The sequence below is a fragment of the Terriglobales bacterium genome (genome assembly GCA_035624455.1).
Classification (GTDB): domain Bacteria; phylum Acidobacteriota; class Terriglobia; order Terriglobales; family Acidobacteriaceae; genus DASPRM01.
In genome coordinates, this window is record DASPRM010000029.1 from 19,073 (window position 1) to 38,362 (window position 19,290).

Genomic DNA, 19,290 nt, shown 5'->3' on the forward strand with positions numbered 1-19,290 from the left:
CGGTAACCTACTCAATGCGTCAATACGGGCAGCATCTGGACCGCGCCTTGGGGCTCAAACGGGCAGGGCTTGCCGTCCAGGTGGTCTTCAAATTCCTGGCGAAACTTCTGCACGATGGAGATGGTCGGCATGGCGGCGGCATCCCCCAGGGGACAGAAAGTCCGGCCCAACATGTTTTCGGAAAGGTAACGGATGTTGTCGATGTCGCGGCGAACGCCGCCCCCGGCGTGGAAACGGTCCAGCGTTTTCTTCAGCCAGTCCGTTCCTTCGCGGCAGGGAATACACCAGCCGCAGCTCTCGTGCTGATAGAACTTCATGATGCGCTGTGCGAATTTGACCATGCAGGCTTTGTCGTCGATGACAACCACGCCGCCCGAGCCCAGCATCGAGCCCGCCTTCATCAGAGCATCGAAATCCATGCCCACATCGCACTCCTCGGCACTAAGTACCGGAGTGGAAGATCCACCCGGCATCACTGCTTTCAGCTTGGCGCCATTGGGGATTCCGCCACCGACGTCGTAAATCATCTTCATCAGGTTGTATCCGAGAGGCAGCTCGTATACGCCCGGCCGATTCACATGCCCGCTGAGGCAGAAGAGGCGTGTGCCACCGTTCTTGGGTGTGCCCAGGTTCGCGTACCACTCGGCGCCATTCAGGATGATCTCGGGGACGCTGGCCAGCGTCTCCACGTTATTGATGATCGTCGGCCCTCCCCACAGGCCGACAACAGCAGGGAAGGGAGGCCGAATGCGAGGGATGCCGCGCTTGCCTTCCAGCGACTCCATGAGCGCCGATTCTTCTCCGACTTCGTAAGCGCCCGCACCGCCGTGCCAATAAACATCGAAGTCATAACCGCTGCCGAAAATGTTTTTTCCCAGGAAACCCTTGCGGTAGGCATCGGCGATGGCCTTCTGCATGATCACCGAAAGGTAACGATACTCCCCACGAATATAGATATATCCGGTATGAGCCTGTACGGACAGGGCAGCGATCATTACTCCCTCAATTACTTCATGAGGATCATGCTCGAGGATCAGCCGGTCCTTGCAGGTCGCGGGCTCGCTTTCGTCGCCGTTGCACAGAACATATTTGGCCTTGGGGGACTGCTTCGGAACGAACGACCACTTCATCCCCGTATTGAAGCCAGCTCCACCGCGGCCACGAAGGTTGGAAGCCTTGACAACATTGATGATGTCATCGGGCTGCATGGCCAATGCCTTTTGCACGGCCCGGTAGCCACCCAGCTCCAGGTAACGGTCGACGTCTGGCGCGCCCTTTCCGAAGCGCTTGGAGACTACCTTTACTTCATCGGGATGGGAAACGAGGTCAGCCATTTGTCGCGATTATCGCCGGTGTTTTTGGGCGATCTCATCTAACACGAGATCGACTTTTTGGGGCGTGAGATTCTCATGAAAGTCGTAGTTGACCTGCATGGCTGGAGCCCAGCTGCATGCCCCGATACATTCCACTTCTTCCAGGAAAAACAGGCCGTCGGGCGTGCTCATCTTGTGCCCAATACCCAGCTTCTTCTTGCAGTGATCAAGAATTTCTTCGCCGCCGCACAGCAGGCAACTGATGTTGGTGCAGACCTGCACGTTGTATTTGCCGCGCGGCTTGGTGGTCAGCATGGAGTAATAGCTGATGACGTTGCGCACTTCGAGTTCGGTGAGCTCCAGGCGGCGGGCGAACTCGGAGATAACTTCGTCCGATAGATATCCGACTTCGTCTTGCGCGTACAAGAGCAGCGGGACGAGAGGAGAACGCTTCGTCGGGTAATGCTTTGCCATTTCGGCAAAGCGAGTTTCGAGTTCGTCGGAAAATTTCATTTCTTTAGCGGTCAATCTCTCCCAGCACAATGTCGATACTGCCGATGGCTGCCACTACATCGGCAATCAGCCTGCCTTCGCACATCCTGGGCAGGGCTTGAAGGTTGGCCAGGCACGCCGAGCGCATGTGCACACGATACGGCTTAGCCGTGCCATCGCTGACAACGTAGTACCCCATCTCGCCGCGTGGCGATTCAACACACTGATAGACTTCGCCAGCCGGAACCGCAAATCCCTCAGTGACAATTTTGAAGTGATAGATGAGCGACTCCATCTGGGTCTTCATCTTCTCGCGTTCGGGGAGAACTACTTTTGGAGCGTCGGCCTTGATCGGCCCCTCCGGCAGTCCTTCCAGAGTCTGCTTGACGATAGCAATGGACTCGCGCATTTCCTGCACACGCACCAGATAACGGGCAAAAACGTCGCCGTCTTTGGACAAGGGGACCTTAAACTGAAATTTTTCGTAGCTGGAATATGGCTGGTCGCGGCGCAGGTCGGTGTCGACGCCGCTGGCGCGCAAGGTGGGTCCAGTTGCGCCCAGCGCAATTCCATCTTCAGCTGACAGGTACGCTACTCCCTTGGTGCGCTCCAGCCAGATAGGATTGCCCGTCAGCAAGCCTTCATATTCATCGACACGGCCGGGGAAGATATCGGCAAATGCCTTGACCTTTTCGAGAAAGCCGAGCGGGATGTCCAGGGACAACCCGCCGACGCGAAAGTAGGAGGTCATCATGCGCTGGCCAGACACCATTTCGAACATACGAAGGATGTCTTCGCGCTCGCGAAAACAATAGAGGAAGACCGACATGGCGCCGATGTCGAGCGCGTGCGAGCCGAGCCAGACCAGGTGGGAGTTGATGCGCGTCAGTTCATTCAACATCACGCGCAGCCACTGCGCGCGCGGCGGGATATCGAGGCCGAGCAACTTCTCGACCGCCAGCACGTAGCAGAGATTGTTGGTCATCGGGCAGAGGTAGTCGATGCGGTCGGTCAGCACCACCACCTGCTGATAGAACTTGGCCTCGCAGGTCTTCTCGATCCCGGTATGCAGGTAGCCGATGTCCGGCATGATCCGGACAACGCTCTCACCATCGATCTCCAGCACCAGCCGTAGCACGCCGTGGGTGGAAGGGTGCTGCGGCCCCATGTTGAGGATCATGGTGCGATCGGCGCCGGGTTCCAGGACGGGGGTTTGCGTCAGATGGGCCATGCCTAGCGATAACCCTCAACAGGATAGTCCTTACGCATTGGATGCCCTTGCCAGTCCTCCGGCATCAGGAGCCGCCGCAGGTAAGGATGGCCTTCGAAACGTATCCCAAACAAGTCGAACACTTCACGCTCGAAGAAATTTGCTGACGGCCAGACCGGAACGACGGAGGGGACGCCAGCATCGTCGCCGCTCAACCTTACCTTGAGGCGCAAGCGCGATTTGCGCGGGTTTGAGAACAGGTGGTACACAACTTCGAAGCGCGGTTCTGAGGGATACCAGTCGACGCAAGTGAGGTCGGAGAGCGCGTCAAAACGCAGCACGGCATGATCACGAAGAAACCCGCAGGCCTCCCGGATGTGCGCGCGATGGATCCAGATGGTGAGTTCATTGCGATCCCAGCGTGCGCTGTCTACCGCCGAAGGATTCCATTCCAGAAGAGCAGCAAGGTCCTGCTTCTCCTTCAATTTGTCCAGATCGGTAATCGCCGGTGTCAGAGGCATATCAAGAGCGGCTCCTACCGCCTCCCGTGACCTCTTGGGCTTCGGACGGTTCGTTGGGGGCTAGCTTGCGCACGGCTGCCTCGAAATGGGCCGGCATGAAATCGGGTGAGGCCGGAATGCCCGTAGTAGGTACAACGCGCTGCGGATTCCAATCGAGCACGCCTTTTTTCCAGACATAGAAAAGACCGGACATTACGATGAGGATGTAGATGAACATCTCCCAGAAGCCGAACATCTTCAACTCCCGCAGGAGCACCGCCCAGGGATAAAGGAAGATGGCTTCGACGTCGAACAAGATGAACAGCATCGCGACAAGGTAAAACTTGACCGTGAAGCGTTCCTTGGTGCCGCCGGTGGGAGTAATGCCGCACTCATAAGGCTCGAATTTCTCTCGCACCCACTTGTGCTTGCCGATCAGCGTGGACATTACGATGAAGGCAGTCGCCAATGCGGCGGCTACCAGAGCCTGCAAGAGTAACGGGATGTAGCGGGCGAAGTAGTTGTGCGGCATAAAGGCTGCTATATATAATGCGCGCCCAACGCGCAACCTAAACACTCGACTATATTTAGTGCTTCGCCTAAGTGTCAAGCGAGCGGCAGGGGCGGCAGACTACATGGTGATCCAATGTTTCCGAGCGTTTGCGAGGGTGCCGCGATTTTTACCGGGCTGTAATATCAGGCTTTCATGATCTTCGGCTTCAACACCGATGTCAGGCACGGCGAGACGCTTTATCACGTGCAGAGTGAAGCGCGGGGCGGCGCACATGTCCTGGAAACCCAGGTTTTCGTCCGGGGCCAATGCATCGCCAAGCGAACGCAATCTTACGCTGACCAGGTGGAGCGACCAGACTTTTCCGAGAGCGAGATGCAGGAGATGCTCAAGGGCCAGCACAAGCTGGTGGTAGATACCATCCGAGGGGGAAGAGTGAAGGAGCTGGTCGAGTCGTCGAGTAAGTAGAAATCAGTAGTCAGCCGTCAGTAATCAGCAATCAGCGGTCAGCAGTCAGCAGTCAGCCAAACCATCGCTGCCGCACCAGGCGGGCGAGCCTGCTACCATCAGGGCAGTTGGGAGATAACTTCCGCGGTATTGGCCTGTGCTCACGATGCGTATCCAGATCAATGGGGAAGAGAAGAATTTTCCGGAGAATCTCAAGCTCTCTGAGTTGGTGGAGAACCTCGGACTGAAGAGCGATCGCTTGGCCATCGAGCTGAACCGCGAGGTGGTCCCTCGACAGCGCTGGAGCGAGATTCAGGTGAACGAGGGGGACAAACTGGAGATCGTGCACTTCGTGGGCGGAGGGGATTTTGATTCGTGTGATTCCGCTCGCCGAACGCAACGAAACTTAGATGACAGCGTCTGATTGCTGACAGCCCCGTTACCCGCCAAGGTTCGACTCCGCCAAGAATCTCATTGACACCGAACATCCCCTGCCTAGAATGTTTAAAACATTTTTCTTTAATTATGTATCGGCGGTAGTTTCCCGGGGTGAGCGTGGAAGCTTTCTATACATCGGCGGAAGTGATGCGGCTGACGGGAATTACTGCCCGCCAGCTGCAATATTGGGACGAGCGTGGTGTAGTCCGTCCTATGCGTCAGGGGCACAAGCGTTTCTATTCGCTGGATGATCTGGCTGAGATATCGGTGATCTGCGATCTGCGCGACCGCGGATTCTCCCTGCAACGCATTCGCAGAGTGATGCGGCTCCTGCAACGAGAATTTCGCAAACGTCTGGTAGACACCGTTTCCGAGCATGGGGAATACCACCTGCTGACCGACGGGCAGCGCATCTACCTGCAGAGTTCTGCGGACGAGATCGTCGACATCTTGAAGAATTCACGCCAGCCCATGCTGGCGGTTTGCCTGAGCGATCGCGTCCGCCAAATACAGGCCAGCGTGCGGGCGAAGAAGGCTGGCCAGGTTGTGGAACGAGAATCCAGATCGGTGTCAGCTCGACGCCGGCGCGGTCCCATGCCGGTCGTTCTTGCTGCTTCAGCGGGCAAAGCGGGTCGAACTGCGGGGACCAGAAGAAAGGCATCGTGACGATCATAAGCGCGGGAGCGGAGGTGTAGATGGTCGGCGAAGTCACCATCCTGAACGAGTGGATACCCGAGCAGATGAGCCCCGGCACGCTCTTCGTGCTGGAGAATGCGGGCGACATCGGCGACAGCAGCGATCCTTATTGGGCGGTGCTTTCCTGCCCAGAGTGCGGGACCCTGGGGTTGATAACACGCAAGCAGATTGCGGGACTGCTGTCGGTGATCTGTGGTTCTAATCGGTGCTCGGCGCAGTTCTTTTTACGTGAGAGCGATATCGTGGCCAGAAAACCTTGTTAGATCAACCTTAGAGGAGACGAGAAGATCACAAAGGAAAGCGGAACCAGAGTTCTGAAAGTCCTTCGCAGAGAGCCAGACGTTACAAATCGGGGCGAGTTCCAGACCAATCCTACTTCGCTTTCACGCCCGCCGGAATCGGCACCTGTTCGACAATCTCAATGTTGAAACCTTCAAGGCCTGCCACGCGGCGGGGATGATTGGTGAGCAGGCGGATGCGGCGTAAATTCAGGTCGGAGAGAATCTGCGCTCCGATGCCGATTTCACGCTGAATCTTGCGTTCGTGGGCAGGGATGGTGGGTAGTCGCACCTCGCGGTGAAAGGCTAAGACTGTTCGCTCCCCGAGTTGCTCCACGCTAAAACCAGGCGAGGTCTGGTGGAGGTAGATGAGGGCGCCGCGGCCGGTTTCGGAAATCAAGCGCAGGCATTGATCGATGGTATTGTGGCATTCGCACCAGGTGGCGCCGAACACGTCTCCCACCAGGCAATGCGAATGCATGCGCACAAGAACAGGCTGTTCCGCGCTCTGGATGTCTCCCTTAACCAATGCAATGTGTGACTCGCCCCCATCGACTTCGCTCTGGTAGGCGATCATGCGGAATTCGCCATATTGGGTGGGAAGCATCGCCTCGCCCACACGACGAACGTAGCGTTCATGCGCCATGCGGTAGCGGATCAGTTCGGCCACGGTCAGCATCTTAAGATCGTGTTGGCGGCAGAAGACCATTAGTTGCGGGACGCGGGCCATGGTGCCGTCATCATTCATGATTTCGCAGATCACGGCTGCGGGTACCAGGCCAGCAAGGCGAGCCAAGTCCACCGAGCCCTCGGTTTGACCGGCGCGCACCAGCACGCCCCCACGGCGGGCGCGCAGGGGAAATACGTGTCCGGGGCGAGCAAGATCGGAGGGCCGGGTGGCGGGATTGATCGCGACTCGAATCGTTTGAGCCCGATCATAAGCCGAAATTCCCGTGGTCACACCTTCGCGAGCGTCAATGGCTTCGCAGAAAGCAGTTCCAAACTGCGAAGTGTTCTCGCTGGTCATCGGGCCGATCCGCAGATGATCGAGCCGTTCATCCGTCATAGCCAGACAAATCAGCCCGCGACCATGCTTAGCCATGAAGTTGATGGCTTCGGGAGTGACCTTCTCCGCGGCCAGCATCAGGTCGCCTTCGTTCTCCCGGTCTTCATCGTCCACGAGAACGATCATGCGGCCGGCGCGAATGTCGTCCAGTGCGGTCTCAACGTCGGTGAAAGGAGCTGGCGGCATGGTCAATCCAATTCTAGCTGATGGGCCAAAGGGGACACCTAGGAACCGAGCCGTTCGTTACAAAAGGGAATCAGGATGAATGAGGGGCCGGATCAGATCGCAGTGAGCGCTCGGCGCCGCGGAAGAGGGCGCGTAAAGCGCGGATCACAAAATGGATGGCAAATGCGATGACGACCAACAGAGCCACCACCATCGCGATCGCCCAATAGGGATGCACGCCGGCAAACCAGGTCAGGAAGATCGCAAGAACATCTTCTCCCGCACTCAGGCCAATGTTGGAAAGGGGCTCGGGCGAGGGGGTTACGGCAGCACGAACGGCCGTCTTGCCACCGTGCGCAGCCAGGGCGATCAGGCTGGCACCCGCCACGCTGACCAATTGCAGCTGAGGGGAGAGATGATGCGTGGCCGCAAACGCAATCAGAGCCGCCACCGGAACCCGCACAAAAGTCTGCAGCGCATTCCAGATCAGATCGAAAGCCGGGATCTTGTCGGCGACGAACTCGATCAGGAACATCACACCGGCTATGCCGATGATCCACCAGCTATCCAACACACTCAAGGAAGAGGGCAGTGCGATCCAGCCAGCCCGGGAGAGTAATCCCAGGGCGGCAACCGTGGCATAGACGTTCAGTCCGGCAGCGAAGCTGGTGGCAGCGATCAGAGCAGCGAGTTGTTCTCCAGAGAGGTGCATGTCGCGACCTACCAGAGATCAATTCTTGGCAACGTCGAGCAACATTGCAACGTTTTTCACACGCGGGCAAAGAAAGAAAGGACCGCCACGAACCTGGCGGTCCTTTCAATGAAACTAAGCTGATTTCGCGTCCGCGTTAGAGGGCGGATTCGATTTCGAATCCCCAAGCTTCCAGGAGAGGCTCAGGGATGTACTTGGAATTACGATTCTTGCGTGCCCACTCCCGCAAACGGGTGGAACGGATGTACTGATCGGGGGTGAGCTTGAATTCACGCACGATCTGCTCGAACTCAGTTACGGTGGGGACAATGGGGCCAATCGGCTCGGGCTTGCCCCAGTTAGGATTTCCGCGTCGCTTTGCCATGATAAGTTCGTCCTGCCTCGCTGTTGGTAGATAAAAAGTTGATGGGAACCAGAACTAAATGGTTTGATTCACCGGGCCGGTTTTTGGATTCACGAAGTGGCCTTAACTGATTTTGCTTCTGCAGGTTACCTGAATCGTCCGGGACCCCAACCCAAACTGGCTATGATAAGGGCCCAGGCAATAGGCGTCAACCCCAAAAGTGATGAGAGTTTCCACAGGGCAAACATTTCTGGTTAGGATTCGGAACTAAACCGAGGGGACGGCGGAGTCACCAAAAGTCGTACCCTGGTGGGACGATTTACTTTATTTTCAAACGATTACAGCGAAATTATCTGTAAGATATTGAAAACGTGCTGTTTAGTTACTAAGTTATTGAAAATCTAATTTTCCCAACGACTTAGATGGCCTTAGAGGATGTTTGTTTTTCCAGGGATCACCCTGACCTTCAGCGATCTACTTCCAGTGTAGCGAATCAGCAGGGGCAATTGGGACACTCTGAATACCGATTTATCTGCTGCCGAATGATTGGGTTGGGGGAGAAGAAGAACGGGAAGGGTCTTGACAAAATAGTGGGTAGCCAGGAAATGCCGTCCACAGCAGATCGCTGTTGGCCTGCAGGTCACTCGGGCAGGCCAAGACGCCGCATCATGGCGATGTATCGGGGGTCAGAGCGGATGTCGTCGAACACCGGGTAGCGGATGAATTCGCCAAGCTGAAAATCCTGCTCTGCGACAGCCAGATTGAGCCATTCGAAAGTTTTTTCGCGATCTCCAGCTATCGCGTAACCGCCCGCAATGTAGGAGGCTGGCCAATAGCCGGACGCCTGGCGGCGAGCGATCAGAGAAGCGGCTATCATCTCTCCGAGAGCTTTTCGACTAGTTCCGTGATTGACTGCTCCTGGGTCGAATAGCTTCCATTCCCGGATGCCGTCATCGATTTTGTCCATCGCGGCGTACAAGAGGGTGCCTTTGAGGTGGACGGGCCCGAAAGAGGGCGCAATCTCCGACGCCCTTTGGAACTGGGCGAGTGATTCCGGATAGCGGTGGGCGGCCAACAGAGTCGCGGCATAGTTCACGTTCATGATGGGAGACAAGGGATCCAGGGCAAGGGCAGAGCGGATTTCGTGCAAGGCTTCATCAAAGCGTTTCAACGGAAGCAGGCAAGTGAATCCGTAAAGATAGCGGGCGGTAGCGTTGTTGGGATTCAGCTGCAGAGCGCGGAGATATTCGGGAGCTCCCTCGGCGGGCCTGATATTCGAGACGACGTTAGCCATGGCGGCGTGCGCTTCCGACGCGGAAGGGTCCAGGGCAATGGCTTTGCGGGCCGCCATTTCGCCGTCGCGCATGGCCTGGCGAGGGGTAACCGAGCCGTATCCTGGAGCGACTGCGTAGGCATCGGCCAGACCTGCGTATGCGAGTGCGAAGTTCGGATCGGCTGTCACGGCCTGTTGGAAGTATTCAATGCTTTTGGGAATGTTATCGCCGCGCAAACTCCAGTAATAGCGGCCTTTGAGATACAACTGGTAGGCCTCAGAATTGGTAGTTGCGGGCTTGACCATCTTCTGCTGCTGGGCCTCGATCACGCCTCCCTTGAGACGTTTCATAAGGTCACCGACGATTTGGCCGCGCAAGGAACTGATGTCGGCAATACTGCGCGAATAACGTGATCCCCAGAGTTGAGTCCCGTCCTTGGCGTTTACCAGGTCGGTTTGGATGAGCAGCTCAGAGCCGCGCTGGGCGACTCGCCCGGTGAGTACCGCGTCCACCTTCAGCTCCTGGGCGATTTTGGCTGGATCCTGGTCCTTTCCTTTGAAGCGGAAGACAGTACTGCGGGCGATGACTCGCACATCCGGCATTTCCGAAATCGTGTTGATGAGGTCTTCGGTCAATCCGTCGGTGAGAAAGTCGTTGTTGACGTCCGACGTAGCGTTCACGAAAGGGAGCACAGCTATGGAGTCGATCCTGCCAGAGGAGGAAGTCCGGTGCAGGAGCCAGATGCCTGCGGCAGCGACCACTAACAGGAGGATGACGACGCCTACCAGCCACCATCTTCGTGAGGTCGAAGGAAGGTGGACTGCGGGAGTGCCGGGCCAGGACGCGGTGGGACGCGTGTCCGACAACTGCTCTGTGGTGACTGCGGCTATTCTGCCCGTGTCCGTGTCGCGCTTGATGCGCTGCAGATCGGCGCGCATTTCGGAGGCGTGCTGATAGCGCAGCGCCGGGTCTTTCTCCAACGCCTTGTTGATGACGTCTTCCAGCCTGGGCGGCAGGTCGGGATTCAGGCGTATGGGGGCAACCGGAGCGCGGTTGAGAATGCCATCGAAGATCACGCCTGAGGTATCGCCGCGGAAGGGAAGGACGCCGGTCGACATTTCGTAGAGCAGGACGCCGAAGGAGAACAGGTCGCTGCGGCTGTCGAGTTCTTTGCCCCGTACCTGCTCGGGCGACATGTAGGCGACCGTGCCCAGCGCAGTTCCGGGGCTGGTCAAGTGCGCCTGGCTGGCGCCAGCGGTGGCCTCTGCCATGACTGCGGCGGCTTCGGCGACCCGAGCGCTGGTGGGGGTAAGCTTGGCAAGGCCGAAGTCGAGAATCTTGGCGTGTCCGCGCCTGGTCACAAAGACGTTTGCCGGCTTGATATCGCGGTGGATGATGCCTTCGGCGTGAGCGGCATCTAATGCGTCGGCAATCTCGATGGCAATCGAGAGGAGGGTATCGGTCTCGAGAGGCCGGCCGGTAATCATATGCTTCAGCGTCATTCCCTGGAGGTATTCCATGGCGATGAAGCGCTTTCCCTCGTGTTCCCCGATTTCGTAGATAGTGCAGATGTTGGGGTGATTCAGGGCGGAGGCGGCGCGAGCTTCGCGGCGGAAGCGTTCGAGAGCCTGTGGATCTTCGGCGACGTCGTCGGGAAGGAATTTGAGAGCGACGAAGCGGCCGAGGGAGATGTCTTCGGCTTTATAGACCACACCCATTCCGCCACCGCCCAGCTTCTCGAGGATGCGGTAGTGCGAAATGGTCTGGCCGATCATGGGGCGGGGAGATGGATGCAATGGTAGGGGCGAGAGGGAAGTGGGTCAACAGAGTAAAACCTGTAAGATTCGCGTTCCAGCCCCCGTCTGACTCTCAAGAGGAGGACACATGACCTCGCTCAGCAAGAACGCCCGAATCGCAGGCCTGCTCTATCTAACGCTGTTAGGCGCTCCCTTGCGCCTCATCTACATCCCCAACCGTCTGTTCGTGACTGGGAACCCGAGTGCAACGGCCAGCAACATCGCTGCGCACGAGATGCTGTTTCGCTGGGGTATCGTGGCCGACCTGTTCACGGGGGTGATGGCGCTCTTTCTCATGCTGGCCCTTTACCGGTTGCTAAAAGGCGTGAACGAGGGCCTGGCGGTGGTGATGGTGATCCTGGGAAGCCTGATGTCCACTCCTATCTACTTCTTCAACACGCTGAACGACGCTGCCGCTCTGCTGTTCGCGCGTGGCAGCGATTTCTTGTCGGTTTTCGACAAACCTCAGCGCGACGCGCTCGTCGTGCTCTTTCTCCGTCTACATGGCCAGGGCGTGCTGGCTAACCAGATCTTCTGGGGCTTGTGGCTGCTTCCCTTCGGCCTGCTGGTGTATCGGTCGCGCTTTCTTCCCCGCATACTTGGCATCTGGCTGACGGTCAACTGCTTCGCCTACCTGGCCCTGAGCTTTACGGGCTTGCTGTTCTTGCGATACGAGGCCAGGGTGTGGAACATCGTGTTCCCCTTCATGTTCGGAGAGCTGGCGATCATGTTGTGGCTATTGATCATGGGGGCAAAGCCGGGACCATGGATGGTTGCGGCTCCGTCGTCGGCCGCTGGTTAGCCGTCTCAACCCACCCTTACGCCCAACAGAAGGGCTAGAGGGTGGGGCACCCGCATGGTCGAGAATCCCTACATGTCGTCGGCTGAGCTGGCGTGCACGCCCTGGGCGAAGAGGCCGCTGACCTTGTAGCCGGCGAGCTCGGCGGCACGCATTCTGGCCTGGAGCGCCTGCTCGAGTTCGCGGACTTTCTCGGGGTCTGGCGTGGGCGAGGTTGCGATTTCCAGAAGAGCGCGAAGGGCCATCCACCAGAGGAGTCGCTCAAACGATTCTCTATTGAAATAGCTGATGCCTTGGTAGCCGTGAACGCCGATGAGCCAGGCAACATCGGGGTCGTGGAGCCAGCTGTAGGGAGCTGCAGGACGGCCGGCGGTGATCTTCACGCCCGGAGACCATTGCGCGTGAGCGAAAGCCGCGCGTACGCGTGCGGCGGCACGCCAGCGCTCCTCGCCTTCCATACCCAACGCGCCGAAGCTTTCGGCCATGGGTTCGCGGAGGCGAAGCGCGTCGAAAAGCTCGGCGGCGGCACGGTCGGAGTCAATGGGCGCGCGCAGTTTGCCTAAAGCATCCATTGCGCACCAGGCGATGACGGTAGCCCAGATCGCGGATTCCCTGGTCTCGAAAAGCGCGAGACCTGGGGCAGCCGCGGCGGATTCTTGTTCACCCAAGTTAGTGCCGGAAGGCACGCCGCGAACCTGGGGCACCCGATCAATCGTGGGAAGGACGGCGCGCGCATCGGGGGGCCAGGGAGAAGAAAAGAATTGTTCGAGACCGGGAAGGCGCAGGGCGGCTTCCCAGTGTGTCTGGAAGGAACGGACAGCAGCATCGATATCGCCGCGCCAATCGGCGGTGGTGTCGAGGCCGGCGGCTGCGCCACTGCCGCTGGAAGCAAAGTGGCGAACTTCGGTAAGCAGAGTACGAACTCGGTCGCGCAGATTGCCGGCGGCCTTGGCGAGGTGTTGATCGCGATCTGCTGATTTCTCCTCCGCCCAGTATTTGCCAATCGCCCGCGCTATTCCTGGATCGAGCAATTCGCGTATGGCATCGTGGACCGGCTTCAATTCCAGGGTGCGAAGAGCATCTTCCAGCGATGAGACGCCCTTGCCGGCAAGCGAGTCGCAGAGCGCGCCCCAGGGGCGCTTGCCGTCGTCCACGATATCGCGCCAGTCGAGAAAGACGTGGTACTTGTACGCCGCTAATTCGACATGCAAGCCCTGATCGGCGACACGGGGAGCGCGATGCAGATACTCCAGGCCGGTGATGGCGTCGCGGCAAGCAATGAACATGCGGGGATCGTGGGATAAGCCGAGAGCGTCTCCGAGTGTGCGCTGGCGGAGACGCTTTCCGCCATCGCCGGTTTTTTCGGCGTAGGCGCAGGAGATTCGGATCCAGCCGCTGGTCGAGGCATAACGGTTGTGGTAGACGACCAAGGCGCGCTCGCGGCCACGGCGGTTGGAGTAGGCGAAGACGTCTTCGTTGACGAAGCCCTGATCGGTATAGAAATCGTAGAGCAGAAATTCGTGGGCCTCGGCGAAAAGCGACCGGCGGTGAAGCAGGGGTGAAATCTCGCGTTCATGGCGTGCGATGAGCCATTGATCGGCAGCTTCCTCGTGATAGGCGCGGCGATATTCCATCCCGTACTTTTCGGTGAAGCCTTCGACCTGCCCATGACCAAACATGGGAGTGCCGGGCAGGGTCGACATCATGGCGCAGACACCGAAGTACTTGTCGCCCTTGCCGAACTGATCGACCGCGGTGCGCTCATCGGGATTGTTCATGAAATTGACGTAGCGCTTGAGGACGTCGGGATCGAACTCCAGGGTGTTCTTTACCACGCTGCGGTAGTTGGCATTTTCTTCGTCGCGCAACATGTTCATGAAGGCGCTGTTGTAGACGCGATGCATACCGAGGGTGCGCACGAAATAGCCTTCCATGAGCCAAAAGGCTTCTGCGAGCAGCAGGGTATCGGGAACTTCTGCGGCCACGCGATCGACCACCTCGCGCCAGAATTCATGAGGCATGGCGGCATCGAATTCGGCTTTTGTCATCCCATTTTCGGCGCGTGAAGGGATGGCGCCGCCGGTGCCAGGTTCGGGAAACCACAGGCGCTGGTAGTGGCGCTTGGCGAGTGTCATGGCAGCGTCGAAGCGGATGATAGGGAAGAGGCGGGCGACGTGAAGGATGGTCTGGATGACGCCCTCGCGGACCTCGGGCTTCAGGTAGTTGAGCTGCGCGGTGTCGTTCCAGGGAAAGCTGGTGCCATCGTTGCCGTGATAGATGTAGCGAGTGTCGCCGGTCCAGCGGTCAACGCGGCGGAAAACCACGGCAGCATCAGTGCGGTTGAAATAATGATCCTCGATCTTGATTTCGACGCGGCCGTCGTTGGAAACATCAGGGCCGTTGAAGCTATAGGCGGGGTAGGGACTGTAGGGCAGAGAAAGGAACCAATCGGGATGTTGAATCACCCAGCGCGAATCGATACCCATGTGATTAGGAACCATGTCGCTGGCGAGGCGGATGCCACGTGAACGAGCCCGCTCGCGCAGATTGGTGTAGGCAACTTCGCCGCCCAGGTCTTCGGCGATGGTGTAGTCGAGCAGGGAATAAGCGGAGGCTACGGCTTCAGGATTGCCGCACATCTGCTTGATCCGCTGCGAAGCGCGGCTGCGCTCCCAGACGCCGATGAGCCAAAGAGCGTTGAAGCCACGGCGGGCAAGGATTTCGAGCTCCTCGTCGGGGATGTGATCCAGCTTGTGAATGTGGCGCTGGTAAGTTTTGGAGAGCTGATCCAGCCAGACGTAGACACTCTTGGCGATGAGAACGGTGCGCGGCATCCAGTCGGTATCGGCGCTAAAGCGCTCGTACTCGTAATCGCGGCCAGTGAAGGTGAGGATAGCGGCGGCGCTGGAGTCGCCTAGCGCCGGCGGGCCGCCGATGGGGCGAATGGGAGGATGGAAGCGCAACCAAATGGCGACTTCCTCTTCTTTAAGGATGTCAATTGCGGTGAGCATGCGGCGGATGAAGTCGCCGAGCAGGTCTTTCCATTTCTCCTGAATGAAAGCCAGCTGCCCGGCGAGATCGTCGGGAGAGGCGAGAGCAGGGGCGCGCAACATGTCCACGAGGTTCTGGTTGTCTGGACCGAAGCGCGGACGGGTCTCGAAATAATCGCGCAGCGCGGCAGTGAGCGAACGATAAGCGGTGGTTTCGGCAAGCTTGTCGTCGTCGAACAGCTCGCGAAAGGAACGGAAGGCGCGATTGCTGTTGGCCAGCCACAGCATCAGCAGTTCTTCGAGAGCGATGGCGCGATGAGGGGTGCCCGCGGTGGACCGGGCTAGCCACGCTTGCGCTGAGAGCTGACCGCGATAGACGGCAACAGTAGGGAAGCGGTCGGAAAAGCTGAGCAGAGTGCGGTCCAAAGATTCGCGGCCGAGGCGGGCTTCAAACCAGGCCAAGGCATCGGTCATAACCTTGGGATCGCGAAGCTCGCGATATTGTGCGACCAAGACATGGAGGGCTTCGTCAATCAGACCCATGGCATTGAGGGCACCGGGGTTAACGGTGAGCTGGGGATGATGCTCAGCATCTCGCACGAGGTTCATGCGATGGGCGAATTCGCGGCTAGCCGCCAGGTTGGCGAAGACTACGTTGCCGGAGAGAGAGAAGAAGCGATCATCGAGGCCATAGCGGTCGCGCGCTTCCCGGGCGACGTGGAACTCGAAGGTGGGGCGAGGGCGCATTGACGGTCGGCCAGTATATCAGTGAGGAACAAGTAGATAGGGGAAGCGCAAGCTTCGGCTATCCGAACGTTCCTATGATGAGGAGATTGAGGGCTAAGTTTTTCGTCCAGTGAAAATGAAATTGACAGCGAAATTCCTGCTTGCAGGAAGGAAATCTGGCATAGACTTACAGCACTAAAACGCGGGACAGCAGCCGCGGAGACTTCGTCCTCACAAAAGCCCTGTTCTGGAGCCATTCTTTCTAAGTGAAGGGGCGAGAGTTTTACCGGGATCGGGGTTTACAGCACTCGAGCATCTGGCCAGATAAAGATTCAAGAGATCCACCGACTGATTGTCCAGGCGGGTGTATGACTGCCTGGATTGTGGGTTGAGGGAGTACTGTCGGAGCCAAGGTGGGGTTGGGTCCGAAGCGGTGCAGCCGGACTCATGCCTTTCGTAATCTACGCAAGTGGTTACCTTGGCCCTAAACTCGGCCGAGTCGAGGGACTGGGGATGTTATTCAGTTATCAGGAGAACCGTCGTAAGCCCTGGTATACGGTTGGGGCAAGTTTTGCCCTTCAGATCTTGGGATTAGGGGCGCTGCTTATGATCCCTCTGATCGTCCCTTACAAGATCGATTTTCAGTTCCGAAAGTACACGGTAACTACGCTGGTGCCGCCGCCGGTTCTGGCTCCTCCACCCCCAGTCAAACCGCCTAAACTGGTGCCGATCAAACCCAAGATCGAGGCTCCGGTGGAAACGGCGGTAAAGCTTCCGACACCACGATTAATCGCGCCCCGGCCGGTGTTCCCGAAGGCTGAGAGAGTGATTGCGCCTGAAGTGAAGATTCCGAAACAGAATCTGAACCTGGCAAACAACACGGTGGTGCCGAAACTGGCGCCGCAGGTGAAGACCAACGTTTTTAATACCGGCAGCTCGGCGACGCCCACAGTGAATCTCCCGGCGGCAAAAGTGCAGACTGGGGGATTTGGTGATCCCAACGGTGTGAAACAAGATCCGACGCGGCCGGGCTATCCAAATATTGCGCGAGCGGGTTCGTTCGATCTGCCTGCAGGTCCGGGTCACGGGAACGGTACAGGCGGAGCAAATGGGGTGCCGGGCGTAGTGGCCAGCGCGGGTTTCGGAAATGGGACGGCGATCCAATCTGGGCGCAGTGGGAAAGTGGAGCGCGCGTCTCTTGGTCAAGCTGGTTTCGGGGACGTGCATGCGGCCGAGGCGGGGCCGAAGCGTGCGGTTCAGGCGGAATCGAAGACCACCCCGGTTGAGATTCTGTCGAAACTGAATCCGGAATACACGGACCAGGCGCGCAAGGCGCGGATCGAAGGCGAAGTAGTTCTGGAGGCATCTTTCTCCACTGGTGGACAGGTGAGGGTGTTGCGGGTGGTCAAGGGCCTGGGATATGGCCTGGACGAGTCCGCGACGCGGGCGGCGGAGAAGATCCGTTTCAAGCCGGCGCAGCGTGATGGCCAGTCGGTGGACACCGTGGCGATGGTGCACGTTGTGTTTCAGATGGCGTACTGAGTTTTGTTGACACCGTTTCTGCAGGCGTGCAAACGCTCTGCGGGTTCCAAGAGATCACCCCACTTGCCCAGCCGGCACGTGGTAGGCTCCCCCGGGAAGGAAAGGCTAGTCAGGCAATGCGAGTCAGATATTCAGTAGTGTTGTTGTTTTTTGCCGTAGCGCTGGCGGCACAGGACAGACCTGTGACCCTCACCAGCGCTGGGGATCAGATCATCCTGCGCATTACACAGCGGGAGAACGAGCTGGCCACCAATCTGCGCCAGTTCAGCCCGCTGGTGGAGACTTACATCCAGATCCTCGAGCCTGACGCAGAGCTGGGTTATGTCCCCAAAGATGACCGCTATTTCCTGGGCAAGCTGAACCTGAAAGACAAAGTGGAAGAGGCGTCTTACGACGAGCAGCAGCCGAAGGGGAAGATGAAGAACGCGCTCTCCAGCATGTCGGGGTTATTCAGTCTCTTTGGAACGAAGCTGGACCGGCGCGGTTTTCTATACACCGCTCTGGTGGATGACGGTGGCTTCACTCCCGAGAACTACGAGTTTGAGTATGTGCGCCGCGAGTTTCTGGGCGAAGTGCGCTGCCTGGTGTTCAACGTAGTTCCCAAGAAGGGCGCAAAGGGGGTGCATTTTCTGGGGCGCATGTGGGTTGAGGATCAGGGCTACAGCGTGGTGCGCTTCAACGGCGTACGCACACCCAGCACGATGACCAGCAAATATATTCACTTCGATAGCTGGCGTGTCGAGGTAGCTCCGGGAATGTGGCTGCCCGCGCTGGTGTACACGGAAGAATCCAATCTGAAATTCGGCATGGGCAAGGGAATGCGCTTCAAAGGGCAGACCCGCTTCTGGGGTTACAACGTAACCCGCGGACTGCGCGCGCCCGACGAGCTGACGCATATCTCGGTCGATAACGCCACGCAGGCGGTGAAGGATGAGAGCCAGGCGTCGATGGACATGTCGCCGCTGAAAGCTGAGCACGTCTGGCAAAGCCAGGCAGAAGACAGCGTGCTGGAAAAGATTCAGCGAGCTGGTCTGCTGGCGCCGGAAGGGGAAGTCGACAAGGTACTGAAGACGGTCATCAACAATCTGATCATCACCAACAATCTGGACTTGCCAAACGACGTTCGCTGTCGCGTCTTGCTGACTGCGCCTCTGGAGTCCTTTACCGTGGGGAACACGATTATCGTGAGCCGCGGGATGCTGGATGTGCTTCCGGACGAAGCCACGCTGGCAGCGATGCTGGCGCATGAGCTGGCGCATATCGTACTCGGCCACCAGGTGGACACGCAGTATGCCTTCTACGATCGCACGCTATTTCCTGATGAGGATGTATTTCGGCGCATCGCCGTCAGCCACACTGAGGCTGAAGAAGCCGCTGCAGATAAAAAGTCGATCGAATTGCTGAAGAAGTCGCCGTACGCCGACAAACTGCAGAATGTCGGGCTATTTCTAAAGACGGTAGCTGCCCGCTCTCCCAATTTGCCCAACCTGATACACCCGCATCTCGGCAACCGGCTGGCGGAGCAAGGCCAGGTGGTACGCATGAGCGAATTGGCCGCGTCTGCACCGGAACTGCAGATGAACAAGTCGGACCAGGTAACAGCGCTGCCCATCGGGGGACGAATTAAGGTGGATCCCTGGAACGACAAAGTGGAATTAATGAAAGGGAAGCCGTTGGCGGCGCTGTCGGCCCGCGAAAAACAGCCGTTTGAGATCACTCCGATCTATCCCTACCTGACGCGCAGCAAGGTGGAGGCTCCAGCGCAGGCGGGAGTACCGGTGAGTGAGACTCCAGAGATGAACGTCACCGGCGCAGTGAAGACGGACGGAAATCAACGGTAGTCATCAAGCACATGGGTCCGAAGTCAATACGACTGTTCCTGACAGCCTTGGTGTTACTGGGGGCAAGCTGCGGCTTGTTCGCGCAGGAGTCTCAGGTCAGCATGCGGGCGTTCGGCAATGTGAGGGTGAATGGCGAGCCCGCGGACAACGC

17 protein-coding genes are annotated in these 19,290 nt (G+C 58.2%); 7 read left to right on the forward strand and 10 right to left on the reverse strand.

The annotated features are described in order from the left end of the window. Nucleotides 1-11: 11 nt before the first annotated feature. From nuoF to VEG30_03865, 5 genes are read right to left on the reverse strand one after another with little or no spacing between them, the layout of a single operon-like run. Nucleotides 12-1,334: an NADH-quinone oxidoreductase subunit NuoF gene (gene nuoF, locus VEG30_03845; GenBank protein ID HXZ79037.1), complete on the reverse strand. Its 1,323-nt coding sequence runs from the start codon at nt 1,332-1,334 to the stop codon at nt 12-14. Nucleotides 1,335-1,343: 9 nt separating this feature from the next. After that, entirely contained in the window at nt 1,344-1,826 is a 483-nt protein-coding gene (locus VEG30_03850; protein ID HXZ79038.1) for an NAD(P)H-dependent oxidoreductase subunit E, read from the reverse strand. A gap of 4 nt (nt 1,827-1,830) precedes the next feature. Continuing rightward, nucleotides 1,831-3,036, reverse strand: coding sequence for an NADH dehydrogenase (quinone) subunit D (nuoD, locus tag VEG30_03855; protein HXZ79039.1), 1,206 nt, complete (start codon nt 3,034-3,036; stop codon nt 1,831-1,833). Nucleotides 3,037-3,038: 2 nt separating this feature from the next. Further along, nucleotides 3,039-3,536, reverse strand: coding sequence for an NADH-quinone oxidoreductase subunit C (locus VEG30_03860; GenBank protein HXZ79040.1), 498 nt, complete (start codon nt 3,534-3,536; stop codon nt 3,039-3,041). A gap of 1 nt (nt 3,537) precedes the next feature. Then, complete coding sequence (locus VEG30_03865; GenBank protein ID HXZ79041.1) at nt 3,538-4,047, reverse strand: NADH-quinone oxidoreductase subunit A; 510 nt, start codon at nt 4,045-4,047, stop codon at nt 3,538-3,540. A 174-nt stretch (nt 4,048-4,221) separates the two neighbouring features. On the opposite strand from VEG30_03865, the gene VEG30_03870 reads away from it, so the two are divergent. The 4 genes from VEG30_03870 to VEG30_03885 all read left to right on the forward strand — a co-directional run bounded on the left by VEG30_03870 (nt 4,222) and on the right by VEG30_03885 (nt 5,870). Then, nucleotides 4,222-4,494 carry a hypothetical protein gene (locus tag VEG30_03870; protein HXZ79042.1) on the forward strand — a complete coding sequence of 91 codons (273 nt, stop codon included), beginning with the start codon at nt 4,222-4,224 and terminating at the stop codon, nt 4,492-4,494. A gap of 145 nt (nt 4,495-4,639) precedes the next feature. Continuing rightward, nucleotides 4,640-4,897, forward strand: coding sequence for a sulfur carrier protein ThiS (thiS, locus tag VEG30_03875; GenBank protein HXZ79043.1), 258 nt, complete (start codon nt 4,640-4,642; stop codon nt 4,895-4,897). Nucleotides 4,898-5,028: 131 nt separating this feature from the next. Further along, entirely contained in the window at nt 5,029-5,577 is a 549-nt protein-coding gene (locus VEG30_03880) for a MerR family transcriptional regulator (protein ID HXZ79044.1), read from the forward strand. A 29-nt stretch (nt 5,578-5,606) separates the two neighbouring features. After that, complete coding sequence (locus tag VEG30_03885; protein HXZ79045.1) at nt 5,607-5,870, forward strand: hypothetical protein; 264 nt, start codon at nt 5,607-5,609, stop codon at nt 5,868-5,870. Between the two features lie 109 nt (nt 5,871-5,979). Here the strand turns inward: VEG30_03885 and ribB are convergent, their stop codons facing one another. The 4 genes from ribB to VEG30_03905 form a co-directional block, all read right to left on the reverse strand. After that, nucleotides 5,980-7,137, reverse strand: a complete 1,158-nt coding sequence (ribB, locus tag VEG30_03890; GenBank protein ID HXZ79046.1) for a 3,4-dihydroxy-2-butanone-4-phosphate synthase — start codon at nt 7,135-7,137, stop codon at nt 5,980-5,982. A 70-nt stretch (nt 7,138-7,207) separates the two neighbouring features. After that, nucleotides 7,208-7,828: a DUF4126 domain-containing protein gene (locus tag VEG30_03895; protein ID HXZ79047.1), complete on the reverse strand. Its 621-nt coding sequence runs from the start codon at nt 7,826-7,828 to the stop codon at nt 7,208-7,210. Nucleotides 7,829-7,964: 136 nt separating this feature from the next. Continuing rightward, a complete protein-coding gene (locus tag VEG30_03900; protein ID HXZ79048.1) occupies nt 7,965-8,192 on the reverse strand; it encodes a hypothetical protein in 228 nt (75 codons plus the stop codon). A 619-nt stretch (nt 8,193-8,811) separates the two neighbouring features. Further along, on the reverse strand, nt 8,812-11,220 hold the full coding sequence (locus VEG30_03905) for a protein kinase (GenBank protein HXZ79049.1): 2,409 nt from the start codon (nt 11,218-11,220) through the stop codon (nt 8,812-8,814). Between the two features lie 109 nt (nt 11,221-11,329). Between VEG30_03905 and VEG30_03910 the strand changes: the two genes are divergently transcribed. Next, nucleotides 11,330-12,043, forward strand: coding sequence for a DUF4386 domain-containing protein (locus VEG30_03910; protein ID HXZ79050.1), 714 nt, complete (start codon nt 11,330-11,332; stop codon nt 12,041-12,043). 68 nt (nt 12,044-12,111) lie between these two features. Here VEG30_03910 and VEG30_03915 read toward each other — a convergent pair whose 3' ends face one another. After that, nucleotides 12,112-15,777 carry an alpha-amylase family glycosyl hydrolase gene (locus VEG30_03915; protein ID HXZ79051.1) on the reverse strand — a complete coding sequence of 1,222 codons (3,666 nt, stop codon included), beginning with the start codon at nt 15,775-15,777 and terminating at the stop codon, nt 12,112-12,114. 426 nt (nt 15,778-16,203) lie between these two features. Between VEG30_03915 and VEG30_03920 the strand changes: the two genes are divergently transcribed. Both VEG30_03920 and VEG30_03925 read left to right on the forward strand, forming a co-directional pair. Then, a complete protein-coding gene (locus VEG30_03920; GenBank protein ID HXZ79052.1) occupies nt 16,204-17,298 on the forward strand; it encodes an energy transducer TonB in 1,095 nt (364 codons plus the stop codon). Nucleotides 17,299-17,414: 116 nt separating this feature from the next. Then, complete coding sequence (locus VEG30_03925; GenBank protein HXZ79053.1) at nt 17,415-19,139, forward strand: M48 family metalloprotease; 1,725 nt, start codon at nt 17,415-17,417, stop codon at nt 19,137-19,139. The last annotated feature ends 151 nt before the right edge of the window (nt 19,140-19,290 follow it).

Excerpts from the sequence above, each read along its gene's own strand:
- VEG30_03905 (HXZ79049.1), bottom strand. The coding sequence starts at position 11,220 with ATGATCGGCCAGACCATTTCGCACTACCGCATCCTCGAGAAGCTGGGC.
- nuoD (HXZ79039.1), bottom strand. The coding sequence starts at position 3,036 with ATGGCCCATCTGACGCAAACCCCCGTCCTGGAACCCGGCGCCGATCGC.
- VEG30_03925 (HXZ79053.1), top strand. The coding sequence starts at position 17,415 with ATGCGAGTCAGATATTCAGTAGTGTTGTTGTTTTTTGCCGTAGCGCTG.
- VEG30_03865 (HXZ79041.1), bottom strand. The coding sequence starts at position 4,047 with ATGCCGCACAACTACTTCGCCCGCTACATCCCGTTACTCTTGCAGGCT.
- VEG30_03920 (HXZ79052.1), top strand. The coding sequence starts at position 16,204 with ATGCCTTTCGTAATCTACGCAAGTGGTTACCTTGGCCCTAAACTCGGC.
- VEG30_03900 (HXZ79048.1), bottom strand. The coding sequence starts at position 8,192 with ATGGCAAAGCGACGCGGAAATCCTAACTGGGGCAAGCCCGAGCCGATT.
- nuoF (HXZ79037.1), bottom strand. The coding sequence starts at position 1,334 with ATGGCTGACCTCGTTTCCCATCCCGATGAAGTAAAGGTAGTCTCCAAG.
- VEG30_03860 (HXZ79040.1), bottom strand. The coding sequence starts at position 3,536 with ATGCCTCTGACACCGGCGATTACCGATCTGGACAAATTGAAGGAGAAG.
- VEG30_03895 (HXZ79047.1), bottom strand. The coding sequence starts at position 7,828 with ATGCACCTCTCTGGAGAACAACTCGCTGCTCTGATCGCTGCCACCAGC.
- ribB (HXZ79046.1), bottom strand. The coding sequence starts at position 7,137 with ATGCCGCCAGCTCCTTTCACCGACGTTGAGACCGCACTGGACGACATT.
- VEG30_03850 (HXZ79038.1), bottom strand. The coding sequence starts at position 1,826 with ATGAAATTTTCCGACGAACTCGAAACTCGCTTTGCCGAAATGGCAAAG.
- VEG30_03915 (HXZ79051.1), bottom strand. The coding sequence starts at position 15,777 with ATGCGCCCTCGCCCCACCTTCGAGTTCCACGTCGCCCGGGAAGCGCGC.
- VEG30_03910 (HXZ79050.1), top strand. The coding sequence starts at position 11,330 with ATGACCTCGCTCAGCAAGAACGCCCGAATCGCAGGCCTGCTCTATCTA.
- VEG30_03870 (HXZ79042.1), top strand. The coding sequence starts at position 4,222 with ATGATCTTCGGCTTCAACACCGATGTCAGGCACGGCGAGACGCTTTAT.
- VEG30_03885 (HXZ79045.1), top strand. The coding sequence starts at position 5,607 with ATGGTCGGCGAAGTCACCATCCTGAACGAGTGGATACCCGAGCAGATG.
- thiS (HXZ79043.1), top strand. The coding sequence starts at position 4,640 with ATGCGTATCCAGATCAATGGGGAAGAGAAGAATTTTCCGGAGAATCTC.